Here is a 16,027-nt window from a genome sequence, read left to right as displayed (position 1 = left end):
ACGCGACAACAAAGCCGGCAGAACGTGCGCCGGGTGGCCCAGCCATTCGCGTCAGGCGGCGAGTCGCTCCGGCGCAGCGGCCTTGTCCTTCGGCGCGCTCAGATAGGAAGCCATTTCGGCGCCGAGTTCGCGCTGCGCCTTGAGATAGGCAACCGGCGTCCGGATGCCGAGCCGGGCACGGGCGGAGTCGATCGGCTCATGGAGCAGCTTTTCATAATCCTCGCCGGAAATCCATTTGGCCTTGCGGCCATTGCGATAGCCTTCCCACACGGCACGCGCGAACAGCGTGTTGCCGGTCACACCCAGGCTCTTGAGCGCGGCCGCCCCGCCGATGAACGCCCAGCCGAGGCCGCCGACCTGCGCATAGCTGAACGCGACCAGGGCCGCCTCGCCCAGGCTCTCGTCAGCCTTGTAGCCGGTCAGCACATGCCAGATGTCGTGCGTGTCGCGTACCCGCCGCCCGAACCAGGCATAGGGGTGGAGCATTTGCTCCTCGCTGTTGATCTTGCTGATCTCGGCGAGGCCGTCGGCCGAATAGCCTGTCGTCTCGAGAAAATGGCGATAGGCGGCGCCGACCGTGCCGGGCGCGAACTGGGCGACATAGGCCTTGTCGGAAAGGCGCTCAGCGAGCTCGACCCGCTCATAGGCCATCCGCCCGCCCTCGGCGGTGGCGATGAACCTGGCATAGTTCATCGGCGCGTTGCCGACGTTCAGCGCGCGCATGATGCGGAACACCTGGGTGGTGTCGTCGCCATTGGCGAGCAGCTTGCGGATCGCCTCGAAAGCGGTTTTCCAGTCGCGGCGGCCGCTCGTGCCGGGAAAGGGAGGAAGCTTGGCCATCGAGTCGAATCCTTACTGACACTTGTGTCAATAGTGTGAATCACCGATGCGGTCAACCCCTACGGGGTCAATGCCCGGGGAGCCGTTCATAGATCACCCGGTACCGTATCCCTATTTTCCACGAGGCGGCAGGGCGGTAATCCCGCGCCAGGACAGCCTGCATGTAGTTCCAGGTTCTCCAATTCATCTTTCGCTCGGGCTCGTCGGAGGAAACCACGAGCGCAGGTCGCCCGGCCATGATCCGTCTGGTCTCGGCGAGCGGATCGACGCCGATTGCCCCGTCCTCGATGCGGTTGTTGAGATGATCGGGAAACGGCCAGCGCGTCGGCAGGCAACTGCCGGTGAGGTGATAAAGGATCGGCTCGCCATCGTAGACGAACAGACAGCCGGTCAGCCGGCTACGGATGAAATCAGCCATCTCCTGCACCTGCTCACCCACGCCGCGTGCGTGCCTGTTCTTGCCGATCGTGGTGACCGTCACGACGCCGGTCAGGAGCGGCAAAGCGACAGCCGCCGGAATCAGGTGTGTCCGCCCCCGCGCGACCACCGCGACGCCTGCTGACGGATCGCCGAGAACCGGCGCGGTCGCCACGGCAAGCGGCACCAGCAACGGCAGCGCATAGTGATCGAAATAGTCGCCGAAGATCCCGACGCCGGCAATCGCGACGATTGCCCAGCCCGCCACGATGCGGCGAACCAGGATGGGGGTAGAGGCCGGCTCGGCGGGCGGATCGGGCGCTGGCCGGAGTCCCGCGGCGCCGGCATAGCCAAGCGGCAGGAGCTTGGCCGCCATGGTGACGAGCCGTCCTAAGGTCTGGGTGGACGGTTCGTGGCCGCGCCCGAAAATCGAGGTGAAGTTGGCGAAGAAAAAGTCTCCGCCATGTCCGATCGCAGCATAGGCCGCCCAGGCGATAGCGGTCGGTGCAATTCCGAGCGCCATCCAGAAAGCCATCAACGCAGCCAGCCGATACGGGCCGGTGCCCCCGCGCTGGGCCTTCCAGGCCAGCACGAGGCCAAGATAGGCGCCCTCGAACAAGACGGTATATTTGACCTGCAGCGCGAGCCCCATCAGCAGCATCGCCAGCACCGAATCAGCCATGCCCCTGGCATCCAGCCCCGGCCGCTCGACCACCCGGATCGTCGCGAGCACGGCCTGCGCGACGAGCAGATTGTAGAAGACGGGGGATTGCCCGGCTTCCCCGCCACACATGCCGAGCGAGGTCAGATACAAGACCCCTGCCGCAACCGCGCCCAGCGGCGACGCGATCCGGCCGGCAATGCGCTGGATGGTGATCGCCGTACCGGCCGCGAAGGCGGTCGCGACGATCTGATATTGGATAATGCCGCCGCCCCCGAGCCCGCGGATCGCTGCATAGATCAGGAACAATCCGATCGGCTTGCGGTCCCAGATGTCGACATAGGGCAGGGCGCCCTGCCACATCCGGTCCCCAACCAGCAGGTAGAATTGATCGTCGACCTGGACCGCCGGATTGCCGAACTGAACCGCCCGAGCGGCAAGCGCGACCAGACATAACAGGATGGAAGCTCCGCCCGGACTTGCGACGAGGGCACGCAGGATGGCGGGAAGATCGACAGGGTGCCGACGAAATACGGTAGCCATTGCCGCGGCAATGCAACGCCCGCCGGAAACTTCTACAATTCAGCGCTTTCCCGTTGGAAATATGGGATAATTAGTTAGTCTCGCGCGCGCTGTATCGCCGGCCTGAACGAAAACGGGGTCGCTCAGCCTCCATTCCCCATTCTATCCGGCAAGCCCTGGCAGTTGCTGGCCCGATCCGGCGTCGCGATGGCCTGGCCGACCCCGGGTAGCCGTCCACGCTTCCAGATCCGCACAGCTTGCGAACCTGCAGGGCATGTCAGACACGCATCGGCATCAACACGTACAGCGCCGAGGACTTGTCATTCTCGCGGATCAGGGTCGGCGCGGCGGCATCGGCGAGGTGCACCTCGATCGTATCGCCATCAAGCTGCCCGAGGATATCGAGCAGATAGCGGCTGTTGAAGCCGATCTCGAACGGCATCGCGGCATAATCGCCCGGCACTTCTTCCGCCGCAGTGCCATTCTCGGGGCTCGTCACCGACAAAGTGATCTTGTCGCGGTCGAGCGCCATCTTCACCGCGCGCGTCTTCTCGGTCGCGATGGTGGAAACGCGGTCGACGCCTTCCTCGAAGCTGCGCGGATCGATCCTCAGGATCTTGTCGTTGCCGGTCGGGATCACCCGGCTGTAATCGGGGAAAGTGCCGTCGATCAGCTTCGACGTCAGCAGGGCCTGGCCGAGATCGAAGCGAATCTTGGTCGGCGACAGCGACACGCCGACCGAGCCGTCAATCTCCTCGAGCAGCTTGCGCAGCTCGGCGATGCACTTCCGCGGGATGATCACGTCGGGCATCTTCTCGGCGCCGTCGGGGCGCGGCATGGTGACGCGGGCGAGGCGGTGGCCGTCGGTCGCGGCCGCCTTCAGCACCGGCAGCGGATCGTCCGACACGTGCCAGAAGATGCCGTTGAGATAATAGCGGGTCTCCTCGGTCGAGATCGCGAAGCGGGTCTTGTCGATGATCTGCTTCAGCGTCTCCGCGGGCAGCTCGAACGAGACCGGCAGTTCCCCTTCGGCGATCACCGGGAAATCGTCGCGCGGCAAGGTGCCCAGCTGGAACTTGGCGCGGCCGGCCATGATCGTCATCTTGCCGTCGGCCGCGGCAATCGAGACCTGCGATCCCTCCGGCAGCTTGCGGGCGATATCGAACAGGGTGTGCGCCGAGACGGTGGTCGCGCCGGGCTGATCGACCGCGGCGGCAATCGTTTCGTTGATCTGGAGATCGAGATCGGTCGCCATCAGCTTCAGCCCGCCCTCGGCGGTCGCCTCGAGCAGGACGTTGGAGAGGATCGGGATCGTGTTGCGGCGCTCAACGACCGACTGGACGTGGCTGAGGCCCTTCAACAGAGTCGCGCGTTCAATCGTGGCCTTCATCGTGTATCCCCCGGGCCGCCGCCCATTCACTTTCCCTCCGAGCGTTCACAGCCGGGGGCAATTCGCCGTCTCCTTTCCTTAACGATAAAAGGGGCCGGAGCAAGCGCCCCGACCCCTTGTTTTGGCCCGTTTTAAGAGGCCGATGGCTCAGAAGCGGATGCCAACGCCCGCGACGACCTGATGACGATCGGTATCGACGTCGAAATTATTGGTGTTCGCGCCGTTCGGATATTCGAGACGGGCATTGCCATAGTTCGAGTAGCGATATTCGATCTTCGCATAGGCCTTGCCGCCGAGCGCCTGCTCGACGCCGGCACCGAGACGGTAGCCGTCGAGATTATAGTGCGCGCCGGTCTCCGTCGTGCCGTTGCTCGCGACCAGGTCGAGCCGCTGGTTGGTATAACCGCCCTTGGCGTAAATCAGCGTGCTCGGTGCGGCGCGGAAGCCGAGACGGCCGCCGATATAGAGGTCACGGCCGGCCTTGACCCGGCCATAGCCCAGTGCGGCTGCGTTGGCAGGGTTGTTGGTCACCTTGCTCGTCGAACCGGTGACTTCGCCTTCGGCGCCGATCACCAGGCCGCCGATCGCGGCGTCATAGCCGACGTCGCCGCCATAGGTCAGGCCATCGGCCTTGTGATCGCTGCTGATGTCCGAATCGGGGCCGCTGCCGGGCTGCAACCGGTCATAGCCAAGGATCACGCCGGCGCGCGGGCCGGTGAACGTGGTTGGTGCGTCCTGCGCGAAAGCGGGGGCAGCGAGGGCTGCGGTCGCGGTGGCGGCAGCAAGCGCGGTAAGAACAAGCGTACGCATAACGGTAACTCCATTGAAACTCCCGACGATACCGGGTCGGGAAGCGTCAAATAGGCGGACGGAGCCGAAGTTTCATGAACCTCAGACAACAAGGAAATGCGTTGCTTTTGCGCCACACGGGGTTGAAAGCCGGGCCATGGCTTCCAAGGCAGAAAGAGCGGTGAATTGAGGCTTGGACGCGACTTCATCGCGCGCCACGGCGAAACGGTGTTCAACGCCGCCCAACGGTTGCAGGGCGATGCGCCGCACACGCCGCTGACCCGTGCGGGTTTCGCCCAGGCTGATGAAATGGGCAGGGCACTGCGTGCCGAGCTCGGCGCGAAACCGCCGCTGACGCTCTGGGCCTCGCCGACCGGCCGCGCGCTGCAGACGCTCGCGGTGATCGCCGAGCATCTCGAGCTCGATTGGCATGATGCCAAGACCGACGACCGGCTCGTCGAGATCGGCATGGGCGCCTGGGGCGGGCGCTACTACGCCGATGTCATCGCCGATGTCGGCCCGGTGATCGATCCGGTGACGGGGTTGCTCATCCCGGCGCCCGACGGCGAACTATACCCCCAGATCGCCGAGCGGGTGACCGGCTGGCTCAGCGACACGGACAGCGACCCCGGCGACCGCCTGGTGATCATGCACGGCATTTCGAGCCGGGTGCTGCGCGGCGTGATGACCGGCCAGGACTCTATTCCGGGCTTCGGCGCGCCGACGGCAATGGCCCTGCCCCAAGGATCGGTGGTGATGATTCAGGACGGCGTCGAAACGGTCACCCATCGCGGCACGGGCTACGCCCCGGCATGAAACGGGTGTTCCTCCCGGTGCTGCTGCTCGTCGCAACGCCCGCCGCCGCACGCGAGTCGCTTGGCGTGTTCGACAATTGGGGCGCCTTCACCGACGCCTCACCGAAGCGCTGCTATGCGATCGCCCAGCCGATGCAGCGCAGCCGGACATCAGGCTGGCGCCCCTTTGCGAGCGTCGCGACCTGGCCCGGCCAGGGTGCGCGCAACCAGCTCCACATCCGCCTCAGCCGCGAGCGCGATCCCCGCGCCCGAGTGACTCTCTCGGTCGGCGAGCGCCGTTTCGAGCTGATCGCGGGCAATGCCGATGCCTGGGCGCCCGATGCGCGCACCGATGCAGCGGTGGTCGCCGCGATCCGCTCGAGCCGCAGCATGAGCGTCGAGACGCTCGGCAAGAGCGGCCAGCCCTTTGCCGACATCTATCCCCTGCGCGGTGCCGCGACCGCGATCGACGCGGCGACCCTGGGCTGCGCGGCGCGCTGACGATCGTCCCTTATCCGATCACCCCAGATATTTACCCAATCCGGCCACCAGATGATCGAACACCACCCGGATCCGCGCCACGCCGCGCAGATCCTCATGAGTCACTACCCAGGTCTCGAGCGGGAATTCGAACAGATCCGGGAGTAGCCGGACCAGCGCCGGGTCACGCGTGGCGAGCGGAACCTGGCACACGCCGATCCCCACCCCCGCCCTGAGGGCCGCGATCTGGGCGAGATCGCTGTCGCTCCGGAAAGCGAAATCGCCCGGCCGCACCGACAGCCCGTCGATCCGCAGCGAGCGGAGCATCGCGCCGTCATGCTCGGGGCCGATCAGCCCGATCCGGAGCACCTCGCCGAGGCTCTGCGGCGCGCCGTGCCGCGCGAGCAGGTCGCGCCGCCCATAGAGCCCGAGCGGGATCGCGCCGATCCGCCGCGCGACCAGCGCTTCCTGTACCGGCCGCACCATCCGCACCGCGATATCAGCCTCGCGGCGCAGTACATCCTCGTTGCGGTTGCTCGGCGACAGCGCGATCACCAGCCCGGGATGCGCCGCGCGGAGCTTGGCGAGAATCGGCGGCAGGACCTCGACCGCGATCACGTCGCTCGCAGTGATCCGGACGACACCCGCCACCTCGCCCGCCTCGGCCGAGGCGGCACGGACGAACGCGGCGGCCGCATGGGCCATCGCCTCGGCATGGCCGGCGAGCGCAAGCGCCGTCTCGGTGGGATCGAGCCCGGCCGGCGTCCGGGTGAACAGGGCAACCCCGAGCGATGCCTCGAGATCAGCGATACGACGCCGCACCGTCGGCTGCGCAACCCCGAGCGCGCGCGCCGCGCCCGACAGACTGCCCTCGGCAAGGACCGCAAGAAAGGTACGTTGCCGCTCCCAGTCAAAGGCCTCGTTACCCATCAAATTTGTATAGGCTGCCTGGCAGATCCTGACAATTTTATTTGACCCCCCCGCCCTCATATCCGCCCCATCGACAATGGAGACGATCATGGAAAAGACGGCATTGATTCTCGGCGCGGCCGGCGGGGTTGGCGGCGAGACGGCGCGGGCGCTGATCGCGCATGGCTGGAACGTGCGCGGCCTGATTCGCCGGCCGCGCTCCGAGCCGGACGGCATCGAATGGGTGACCGGTGACGCGCTCGACCGCGAGGCAGTGCTCGGCGCGGCGCAGGGCGTGTCGGCGATCATTCATGCAGTGAACCCGCCGGGCTATCGCGACTGGGAAAAGCTCGTTTTGCCGATGCTCGACAACAGCATCGTCGCAGCCGAGGCGGTTGGAGCGCGGCTCGTGCTGCCCGGCACGATCTATAATTACGATCCGCGCCATAATCCGATCGTCGCTGAAACCACTGCCCAGCGGCCCGACACCCGAAAAGGCGCGATCCGCGTCGAGATGGAGCGGCGGATCGAACAGGCCTGCAACCGCGGCATGCGCGCGCTCATCCTGCGCGCCGGCGATTATTTCGGGCCGCGGCCGGGCAATGGGTGGCTCTCGCAGGGAATGGTCACCCCGGGCAAGCCGGTACGCCGGATCATCTATCCCGGCGACAAGGGCGCCGGGCATGGCTGGGCGTATCTGCCTGATGTCGGGGAGACCTTCGCCCGGCTGCTCGACCGCGACGCAACCCTCCCCGCTTTCGCCCGCTATCATTTCCGCGGTATCTGGGATGGCGACGGCACGGTGTTCGTCGACGCGATCCGCACCGCGACCGGCAAGCCCGGCCTCAAGGTTCACAGGCTGCCCTGGGCCCTTCTCCCGCTGATCGCCCCTTTCAATCCGACACTGCGCGAGTTGATCGAGATGCGGCCTTATTGGCGGCATCCTGTGGCGCTCGACAATAGAGCGCTTGTGGCGATGCTGGGCGAGGAGCCGCATACGCCGCTGAACAAGGCAATGACCGAGACGCTCGGCGCCCTGGGCTGTATCTAGAGCGCCCCGAGCAAAACCTGGCGAGTCAGATCTTGCCCAGGCCGTTTCAGCCGCAGGAGCGGGTTGGCGCCGGCGATCGCGCCACCAGCGACCGGGGTTTTCCGCTGTTCCTTGCTGTTATCGGCATTTTTTATTTTTCGCCGCTGTTATGTTGGAATTTCGGGCCGATTTTTTGATCTGTAATCAACATGTTGCCGGCGATCCCGCTGTTATTGAAGAACAGCGAAATAACAGCGGGAGAACAGCGGCGATAACAGCGGGAGGAACAGCGGGGAACAGCGGGGAACAGCGGGAATGGCCGCTGCCGGAATGACGGCGCGGCCGGCTGGCCAACAAAAACGGTCATGTCAAAGAGCCGGGCGGAACCGACACGGCATGCTGCCCGCTCGCGCCGTTCCATAATATCCGCCGCAGTTGAATCGACCCGCTTATTCCCGACCACTGGATGGGGTGTGCATAGGCGCCAGGCGCTTCCCGGTGGAGCGCCTCGAGTCCAACCAAGGGAATCAAGATCAGCGCGTTGACACTGGTCTCGCGGCCGAGATCGAACCGCACCCGCAAATGATCGCGCCGGCACGATCGCGTGCGGATGGGCCGGCAAGATTGGGCGCCGATCGCCGGAGCCGGCATCCGAGATCATGGAATTTCTTGCCGATCGCTATCTCCTGGTCCATTTCTGCCGCTCCCGGTCTCGCTGCACCCTATCGCGGCGCGTGTCGGTCTTTTCGCTCATGTGGGGAGAGAATGATGGCGCTCGGACGAGACGATGCCCCTGTCGGCGGGCACCCCAGCCGATGATCCCCGCCCTCATCGCAGGCGCCATCGCCTCGGTCGCCGCCCTCGCCCTCTTTTCTCGCGTCGCCGCCCGCCGCATCGAGCGCCAGGCCCCAGCCGACGGGCATTTCATCACCGTTGACGGCGTTCGCCTCCACTATACCGATCGCGGCCATGGCCCGGCGATCGTGATGATCCACGGTCTTGGCGGGCAGATGCGCAATTTCAGCTATGCGCTCGCCGACCGGCTGGTCGCCGATCACCGAATCATCCTCGTCGATCGCCCCGGCTCGGGCTATTCAGCCGCCGCGCCCTCGGCCGCCATCCTGGCACAGGCAAGGCTGATCGCCGGCCTGATCGACGCGCTCGGGCTCGATCGCCCGCTGGTGGTCGGCCACTCGCTGGGCGGCGCGATCGCGCTGGCGCTGGCGCTCGATCATCCCGACAAGGTCGGCGGCCTGGCGCTGATCTCGCCGCTTACCCAGCCACAGGACTCGGTGCCGCCGGCCTTCAGGGCCATCGACATTGGTTCGCCCGCGCTTCGCCGCGCCGTCGCCTGGACGATCGCGACGCCGCTGGGCATCCTCTCCGGGGACAGGGGCGCAGTGGCCGTGTTCGCGCCCGAGCCGGCGCCGGCCGATTTCGGGACGAAGGGCGGCGGCGCGCTGGTGCTGCGGCCGGGCGCCTTCCTTGCCGCGTCGACCGATCTCGCCGCCACCCGCACCGACATGGCTGCGCTGGCCGCGCGGTATCATGAGCTCTCGGTGCCCGTCGCGATCCTGTACGGCCGCGAGGACGCGATCCTCGATCCCGGACTGCATGGCGCAACGATCGCGGCCGATGTGCCGCGGGTCGACCTGACGCTGATCCCGGGCGGGCACATGATTCCGGTGACGGCGCCCGGGCAGGTGGCGAGCTGGATCAGGGGGCGGGTCGGCGCGCCAGCCTGAGGTCGCCCTCAGCCGGTCACTGCCACCAGTCCCCTTGTGCCATCGGGACCTTGATCTCGACCCGGCCGAGACGGACCAACGGAAAGGGACTCTCCGGCCCTGCCGTCGACAAGCCGATCGCGAAGCAGAGGGCAGCGCGGCTGTCCTCGGGCCGTGCGGCGGCACGCCAGGCGACAAGCGCTTCGACCATGTCTCGCCGAAATGCCGCCACCGCTACCGTGCCGTCCGACCCAGCGGGGGACGACGCGAGCGTTTCTCGCGTTCGGAAGATCGGAACGCCGCTGTCGAGCGGCGTCTCCTCGGCGCCCAGCGCGACATTGTACGATATGTCGAGGTCGATCCGGACGTCGCGCAGGGCAAGCCCGGCCAGCGTCGGCCCGGCCAGCAGCGACGCCAGGAGATCGTCCATCGCCTCAGACAGCGTCGCCGCGCCTGCCCCGACCTTGAAAAGAGATGACGGCAAGTCGGCAAACGGGCGTATAGCTGCACCCAGCACCGGCGGCGTCCTGTAGACGAAGGCCGGATCGACCAGGGTGCCGTCTGGCGCGCCGGGTGGAACCAGATTGGCGTTGCGCCGCGCGCTTGCCGCAACCTGCACCGCAGGCGCCCATAACAGGGGGAGCCCTGCCCAGATGAAGGTCAGCGGCGCTTCCGCAGCAAAGGGAGCCGAAGCCTCGGCCTGGTAGCGATCGGTCGCCTGACCCTTCTCGGAGGGCGTGACGAAGCCGGCAATCGCCGGCCATGGCGGCAACGCGCCCCCCGCGACGGGAAGGCGCGTGAGTCGAAGCACCGGAAGCTGGCTGAAATCGACCAGATAGCTCCAACCGGCCTGTTCCACCGCGGGCGCCGGCCCGGCACCTTCCGCGGCCGGCGGCGCGCCCTCAAACCACTCCGGCCAGGTCCGGGCGACCTCGCCGATCAGCGCCGTCAGGCGTTGCAGCGCGGCCCGCGCCACGATCGGATCGCCGCCCTTGAGTATCTTTGCGAGATGCGGCCAGACCTGCGGATGCTCGAAAGCCATTCGGGCGAGCGCGTCGAGCAGTGTTGCTGACGGCGGCGGCGCCACTACACAGGTCGCGGTCGCCAGGTCGGCCGGAGCGGCCGGCAGATCCTTCGCGATGACCGACAACAGCAGCTCGTCCTGTGCCGCCTGTGAGGTCGCGACCGTGACGACACAGTCCCACAAAAGTGCCTCGGCAACCGACCCTGGCGCTGATGCGGTGACGGCGCGACCATCGCGGACCACGGGCGACGGCGGACAGACCAGCACCGGACCCGCGTCACCAGCCCGCGACGCATAGGCCGCGCCGAGACGTTCGAGCAGGGAGCGGCGGAAGAGCGCGCGCGCCGATTCGACCGCCGGCGCCTCGCCGGGAGCCAGGAGCACGGCTGTCAGCGTCCCGGCGATGAGCGTGGCGAACTGCTCCCTGAGCCCGGCAAGCGCTGCCGCGCAGTCCGGATCCAGCGCAGCGATTGCGCCCGCCATATGCGGCGAGAACAGCGCGTCCGTTGCAGTGAGGCAGGAAGCCGCCCAGGCCGTCATGTCGATGTCGACAAAGGCATGCACGCGATCGGGCAGCAAGACGTCGCTGTCGTCGCCGACCCAGCGTTCCTTGTAGCTGCGCACGACCACGCTTCCCGACATCAGCCGCGTCGAAACCGGTACCGGGGCGAAACCCGCGAGGCTGGTGGCGACAGGCGCGCCATCATCATCCTGTTCAGACATCCGCATCCCCCAATTCGACGACCAAATTTGTATCGCAGATGCAAATGACAGCTGGCGGCGTGTTGGTCCAACACCGATAGCCGCACGTGGTTGAAGGCCGGGGCGGCGGCCCGAGCGCAGTGCTCGCGGCCGGACGACAAGCGCGTGTTCCGGCCGTGCAGTAGAAAAAGCCGCAGGAATCGCCTATGTGCGCCCTCATGCTTGATACCCCGACGCATTCCATGCCCATTCCCGGGCACATCGATCCCGTGCCCGTGCCTCGCGCGCCGACGCTGCGCGCCGATGGCCGGACCGACCTGATCGGCCTGCCGAGAGAGGCGATCCGCGCCGCGCTCGAAGCGGCCGGGATGGAGCCGAAACAGGCGAAATTGCGCGCCAAGCAGCTCTGGCACTGGATGTACAATCGCGGCGCGACCGAGTTCACCGCGATGACCGATATCTCGAAGAGCCAGCATCCGTGGTTCGCCGAGCGTTTCGTGATCGGCCGGCCCGAGGTGGTCGAAGCGCAGGTCTCGACCGACGGCACCCGCAAATGGCTGCTGCGCTCGCCCGACGGCCAGGATTACGAGATGGTCTTCATCCCCGATGCCGATCGCGGCACGCTCTGCGTCTCGAGCCAGGTCGGCTGCACGCTGAACTGCCGCTTCTGCCATACCGGCACGATGCGGCTGGTGCGCAACCTTACCGCGGGCGAGATCGTCGGCCAGGTGATGCTCGCGCGCGACGGCCTCGGCGAATGGCCGAGCCAGCCCGAGGGGCGCATGCTCACCAACATCGTCATGATGGGAATGGGCGAGCCGCTCTATAATTTCGACGCGGTGCGCGATGCACTGAAGCTGGTGATGGACGGCGACGGCCTCGCGCTGTCGAAGCGCCGCATCACGCTTTCCACCTCGGGCGTGGTGCCGATGATGGCGCGCGCCGGCGCCGAGATCGGCGTCAACCTCGCCGTCTCGCTCCATGCCGTCACCAAGGAAGTCCGCGACGAGATCGTCCCGATCAACCGGAAGTACGGCATTCCGGAGCTGCTCCAGGCCTGCGCCGATTATCCCGGCGCGAACAACGCGCGGCGCATCACCTTCGAATATGTCATGCTGCGCGACAAGAATGACAGCGACGCTGACGCGCACGAGCTGGTCAGGCTGATCCGCCAGTACCGCCTGCCCGCCAAGGTGAACCTGATCCCGTTCAACCCCTGGCCCGGCGCGCCGTACGAATGCTCGACCCCCGAGCGGATCCGGTCCTTTTCGAGCATCATCTTCGAAGCCGGCATCTCCGCACCGGTCCGCACGCCGCGCGGCCGCGACATCGACGCCGCCTGCGGCCAGCTCAAGACCGCGTCCGAGAAGAAGAGCCGGGCGGAGCTCGACCGACAGGCCGAGGAGAAGCTCGCGGCGCTTGGCTGACCTGTCGGAGCCGGGCCGACTGGCGCGGGCATCGCTCTGTCGTTACGATTGCGACTCAACAATGAAGGCGAAATGGGCCAAGTGGGCCTCAGGAGCCAGACGATGGATGAACCGACCCCAGTTTCACCGCGCGACGGAACACCGCGCGCGGCCTCGGTGATCTATCGCCACCGCATCGCGACGCGGCTGTGGCACTGGGTCAACGCCCTCACGATCTTCATCATGATCGGCAGCGGCCTGACCATCCTCAACGCTCATCCGCACCTCTACTGGGGCAATTACGGCGCGAATTTCGATCATCCCTGGCTGAACCTGCCGCGCTGGCCGGGCTGGCTCACCATCCCCGCCAGCTATAATCTCGCGATCGCGCGGCGCTGGCACCTGCTGTTCGCCCTCGTTCTCGGCTTCGGCCTGCTTGCCTTCATGGTCGCGAGCCTGATCAACCGCCATTTCCAGCGCGACCTGCGGGTGCGCCCCGACGAGCTCAAGCCGCACAGCCTGCTCCATGATCTCAAGGAGCATCTCGCCTTCCGCTTCCACGATCCCGCCAACCCGGGCGCGTTCAACATCTTCCAGAAGCTCTCGTACGTCCTCGTCATCTTCATCCTGATCCCGCTGATGATCCTGACCGGGCTCACCCTCTCGCCGGGCATGGACGCAGCCTGGCCCTGGCTGCTCGATCTCTTCGGCGGCCGGGCGTCGGCACGCTCGATCCACTTCATCGCGGCGGCCGGGCTGGTGGTTTTCATCATCGTCCACCTCGTCCTCGTCATCCTGGCTGGGCCGATCAATGAGGTGCGCTCGATGATCACCGGGCGCTGGACGGTTCCGGAGGAAGACGCATGACGTTGATCACTCGCCGCGCGCTCGTCACCTCAGCCGCGATCGGCACCGGCGCGCTGCTTTCGGGCTGCGACAAGGTCGCCGCCAATCCGGGTTTCCGGAAGATCCTGTTCTCGGGCGAGAAGATCAATCTCGGCCTGCAACGCGCGCTGATGAACCGCGATGCGCTTGCCGCCGAATATCGGGCCGATCAGATGTCGCCGGTCTTCCGGGTCAACGGCACGCGTGATCCGGGGACCCCCGATTACACCCAGATGGTCGCCGAGCGCTTCGCGCATTGGCGGCTCGGGGTGGGCGGGCTCGTCGCCCGGCCGCTGTCGATCTCCTACGCCCAGCTCCGCGCAATGCCGGCGCGGACCCAGATCACCCGCCATGATTGCGTCGAGGGCTGGAGCGCGATCGGAAAATGGCACGGCCCGATGCTCGGGACGATCCTGAAGGCGGCCGGCGTCCGCAGCGAGGCGCGCTATATCGTCTTCACCTGCGCCGATCTCTATCACGGCGAGCCCTATTATGAATCGATCGACCTGGTCGACGCCTTCCACCCCCAGACGATCCTCGCCTGGGCGCTGAACGATTCAGTGCTGAGCGTCGGGCATGGCGCGCCGGTGCGGCTCCGGCTCGAGCGCCAGCTCGGTTACAAGCACGCTAAATATGTGATGCAGATCAATGCCGTGGCTTCGCTCGACGGGATCGGCAAGGGAAAGGGGGGTTATTGGGAGGATAATGTCGATTACGATTGGTATGCCGGCATCTGATTGATAACTGCCGCCGATATGGCACTGATCGATCGATTCCTCGCCGCCCGCGTCAAACGCGGCACGCTCACCGTCCACCATGCCAACGGCGCGGTCCGCACTTTCGGAACCCCCGATCCCGATTTTCCCGACGTCACGATCCGCTTCGCTGACAAGGGCGCGGCGAGCTTTATCGTCCGCAACCCGAGCCTCGGCGCGGGCGAGGCCTATATGCAGGGGCGACTGACGGTCGACGGCGACGACATCAGGGGCCTGGTCACGCTGATGACCGCCAATGATCTCTGGGAAGACGGCAAGGGCGCGCTTCACGCCAATCGCGGGCGACGCCTGGTCGCCGCGGTGACTCATCGGCTCAACCGCATCAACATGGCGCGCCGATCGAAGCGCAACGTCGCCCATCATTATGACCTGTCGGACCGGCTCTACGATCTGTTCCTTGATTCGGACCGCCAGTATAGCTGCGCCTATTTCACCGATCCCGCCAACAGCCTCGAACGGGCGCAAAGCGACAAGAAGGCGCATATCGCCGCCAAACTCGCGCTCAAGCCCGGCATGAAGGTGCTCGATATCGGCTGCGGCTGGGGTGGCCTCGCGCTGTATCTCCATGCGAAGACCGGCGCCGAGGTTCTCGGCGTCACCCTGTCCGAGGAGCAGATCAAGGTCGCCCGGCGCCGCGCCGAGGAAGCCGGCGTCGCCGACAAGGTGAAGTTCGAGCTGATCGACTATCGCCATGTCACCGGCAGTTTCGACCGGATCGTGTCAGTCGGCATGTTCGAGCATGTCGGCCCACCTTTCTACCGGACCTTCCTGCGCAAGTGCCGCGACCTGCTGACCGATGACGGCGTGATGCTGCTCCACACGATCGGCCGTGCCGGCGGCCCCGGCGTCACCGACGACTGGACCGCCAAGTACATCTTCCCCGGCGGCTACAACCCGGCGCTCTCCGAGATCGTCCGCGCCAATGAGTCGCTTCGCTTCTTCCTGACTGATGTCGAGGTGCTCAGGCTCCATTACGCCTATACGCTCGACCATTGGTACGATCGCACCGTCGCTGCCCGCGAGGCGATCGTCGCGCTTTATGACGAGCCCTTCTATCGCATGTGGACCTTTTATCTGGCCGGCGCCGCCGCCGCGTTCCGCTATGGCGGAATGGTCAATTACCAGCTCCAGTTCGCGAAGAACCGCCACACTTTGCCGATCACCCGCGATTACATGATCGAGGGCGAGCGCGGGCTGCGCGAGGATCAGACCGCCGGTTCGTGAGCCCAGGCTTTGGCGATCAGCGCCTCGAGCACCGCTTGATCCACATCGGCGAGCTTCCTGATATAGAGGCAGCCCTTGCCGGTCGAATGCCTGCCGAGCGTTGCCAGCAAGGGGTCAAGCCGCCCCGAACCGGCACCGATATAGAGAACGAGCTGCGCCCTGCGGGGTGAAAAGCCGATCCGGCAGATATCGCCCTCCCGCCCGCTTTCGTAGCGATAATGGCGGGTGCCGAAGCCAATGATCGAAGGGCCCCACATCGTCGCCGGCTCGCCCGTGATCCGGGTCATCATCGCGCAGACGATGCGCCCGTCATCGCGGCGCTGCTCAGGCTCGACCTTGGCCAGAAAAGCCTCGACGCTCGCCCCGGTCGCCTGTGTCTTGTTCCCCGTCATGCGAATCCTCCGGGCTCGCGGACGATCGAGGCTAGCGCGGCGCGGAGCCGCCGCCTAGTCCG

Annotated in this window: 16 protein-coding genes; 8 read left to right on the top strand and 8 right to left on the bottom strand. The window is 66.3% G+C overall.

All coding sequences use genetic code 11. The features are described from left to right. Positions 1-51: 51 nt before the first annotated feature. The 4 genes from ABD050_RS07655 to ABD050_RS07640 all read right to left on the bottom strand — a co-directional run bounded on the left by ABD050_RS07655 (position 52) and on the right by ABD050_RS07640 (position 4,640). Positions 52-840, bottom strand: a complete 789-nt coding sequence (locus ABD050_RS07655; RefSeq protein ID WP_343888662.1) for a Coq4 family protein — start codon at positions 838-840, stop codon at positions 52-54. Positions 841-907: 67 nt separating this feature from the next. Continuing rightward, positions 908-2,461: a hypothetical protein gene (locus ABD050_RS07650; RefSeq protein ID WP_343888661.1), complete on the bottom strand. Its 1,554-nt coding sequence runs from the start codon at positions 2,459-2,461 to the stop codon at positions 908-910. Between the two features lie 256 nt (positions 2,462-2,717). Continuing rightward, a complete protein-coding gene (gene dnaN, locus ABD050_RS07645; RefSeq protein ID WP_343888660.1) occupies positions 2,718-3,830 on the bottom strand; it encodes a DNA polymerase III subunit beta in 1,113 nt (370 codons plus the stop codon). Positions 3,831-3,977: 147 nt separating this feature from the next. Beyond that, on the bottom strand, positions 3,978-4,640 hold the full coding sequence (locus ABD050_RS07640; protein ID WP_343888659.1) for an outer membrane protein: 663 nt from the start codon (positions 4,638-4,640) through the stop codon (positions 3,978-3,980). A gap of 165 nt (positions 4,641-4,805) precedes the next feature. On the opposite strand from ABD050_RS07640, the gene ABD050_RS07635 reads away from it, so the two are divergent. Continuing rightward, positions 4,806-5,435: a histidine phosphatase family protein gene (locus tag ABD050_RS07635; protein ID WP_343888658.1), complete on the top strand. Its 630-nt coding sequence runs from the start codon at positions 4,806-4,808 to the stop codon at positions 5,433-5,435. Next, on the top strand, positions 5,432-5,914 hold the full coding sequence (locus tag ABD050_RS07630; RefSeq protein WP_343888657.1) for a hypothetical protein: 483 nt from the start codon (positions 5,432-5,434) through the stop codon (positions 5,912-5,914). The genes ABD050_RS07635 and ABD050_RS07630 overlap by 4 nt, the downstream gene beginning before the upstream one ends. 18 nt (positions 5,915-5,932) lie before the next feature. Here the strand turns inward: ABD050_RS07630 and ABD050_RS07625 are convergent, their stop codons facing one another. Then, positions 5,933-6,823: a LysR family transcriptional regulator gene (locus tag ABD050_RS07625; RefSeq protein WP_343888656.1), complete on the bottom strand. Its 891-nt coding sequence runs from the start codon at positions 6,821-6,823 to the stop codon at positions 5,933-5,935. Between the two features lie 76 nt (positions 6,824-6,899). Between ABD050_RS07625 and ABD050_RS07620 the strand changes: the two genes are divergently transcribed. Beyond that, positions 6,900-7,853, top strand: coding sequence for an NAD-dependent epimerase/dehydratase family protein (locus ABD050_RS07620; protein WP_343888655.1), 954 nt, complete (start codon positions 6,900-6,902; stop codon positions 7,851-7,853). Between the two features lie 130 nt (positions 7,854-7,983). Here ABD050_RS07620 and ABD050_RS07615 read toward each other — a convergent pair whose 3' ends face one another. Continuing rightward, entirely contained in the window at positions 7,984-8,253 is a 270-nt protein-coding gene (locus ABD050_RS07615) for a hypothetical protein (RefSeq protein WP_343888654.1), read from the bottom strand. Positions 8,254-8,647: 394 nt separating this feature from the next. On the opposite strand from ABD050_RS07615, the gene ABD050_RS07610 reads away from it, so the two are divergent. Continuing rightward, entirely contained in the window at positions 8,648-9,577 is a 930-nt protein-coding gene (locus tag ABD050_RS07610) for an alpha/beta fold hydrolase (protein ID WP_343888653.1), read from the top strand. Between the two features lie 16 nt (positions 9,578-9,593). On the opposite strand, the gene ABD050_RS07605 is transcribed toward ABD050_RS07610, so the two are convergent. After that, positions 9,594-11,303 carry a hypothetical protein gene (locus ABD050_RS07605; RefSeq protein WP_343888652.1) on the bottom strand — a complete coding sequence of 570 codons (1,710 nt, stop codon included), beginning with the start codon at positions 11,301-11,303 and terminating at the stop codon, positions 9,594-9,596. A 221-nt stretch (positions 11,304-11,524) separates the two neighbouring features. On the opposite strand from ABD050_RS07605, the gene rlmN reads away from it, so the two are divergent. From rlmN to ABD050_RS07585, 4 genes are all read left to right on the top strand, one after another. After that, positions 11,525-12,709: a dual-specificity RNA methyltransferase RlmN gene (rlmN, locus tag ABD050_RS07600; protein WP_343888651.1), complete on the top strand. Its 1,185-nt coding sequence runs from the start codon at positions 11,525-11,527 to the stop codon at positions 12,707-12,709. Positions 12,710-12,811: 102 nt separating this feature from the next. Next, the gene (locus ABD050_RS07595) at positions 12,812-13,555 is read left to right on the top strand and encodes a cytochrome b/b6 domain-containing protein (protein WP_343888650.1); all 744 of its coding nucleotides are present in this window, start codon (positions 12,812-12,814) and stop codon (positions 13,553-13,555) included. Beyond that, the gene (locus ABD050_RS07590; protein ID WP_343888649.1) at positions 13,552-14,310 is read left to right on the top strand and encodes a molybdopterin-dependent oxidoreductase; all 759 of its coding nucleotides are present in this window, start codon (positions 13,552-13,554) and stop codon (positions 14,308-14,310) included. The genes ABD050_RS07595 and ABD050_RS07590 overlap by 4 nt, the downstream gene beginning before the upstream one ends. An 18-nt stretch (positions 14,311-14,328) precedes the next feature. Further along, a complete protein-coding gene (locus ABD050_RS07585; RefSeq protein ID WP_343888648.1) occupies positions 14,329-15,573 on the top strand; it encodes a class I SAM-dependent methyltransferase in 1,245 nt (414 codons plus the stop codon). Here ABD050_RS07585 and ABD050_RS07580 read toward each other — a convergent pair. Continuing rightward, a complete protein-coding gene (locus ABD050_RS07580) occupies positions 15,555-15,965 on the bottom strand; it encodes a DUF1801 domain-containing protein (RefSeq protein WP_343888647.1) in 411 nt (136 codons plus the stop codon). The two genes, ABD050_RS07585 and ABD050_RS07580, sit on opposite strands and share 19 nt — an antisense overlap. Positions 15,966-16,027: the final 62 nt, after the last annotated feature.

It is taken from the genome of Sphingomonas oligophenolica (assembly GCF_039522915.1).
Taxonomy (GTDB): domain Bacteria; phylum Pseudomonadota; class Alphaproteobacteria; order Sphingomonadales; family Sphingomonadaceae; genus Sphingomonas; species Sphingomonas oligophenolica.
The sequence above is the reverse complement of the archived record's forward strand: the minus strand, read 5'-3'. Positions and strand labels throughout refer to the sequence as shown.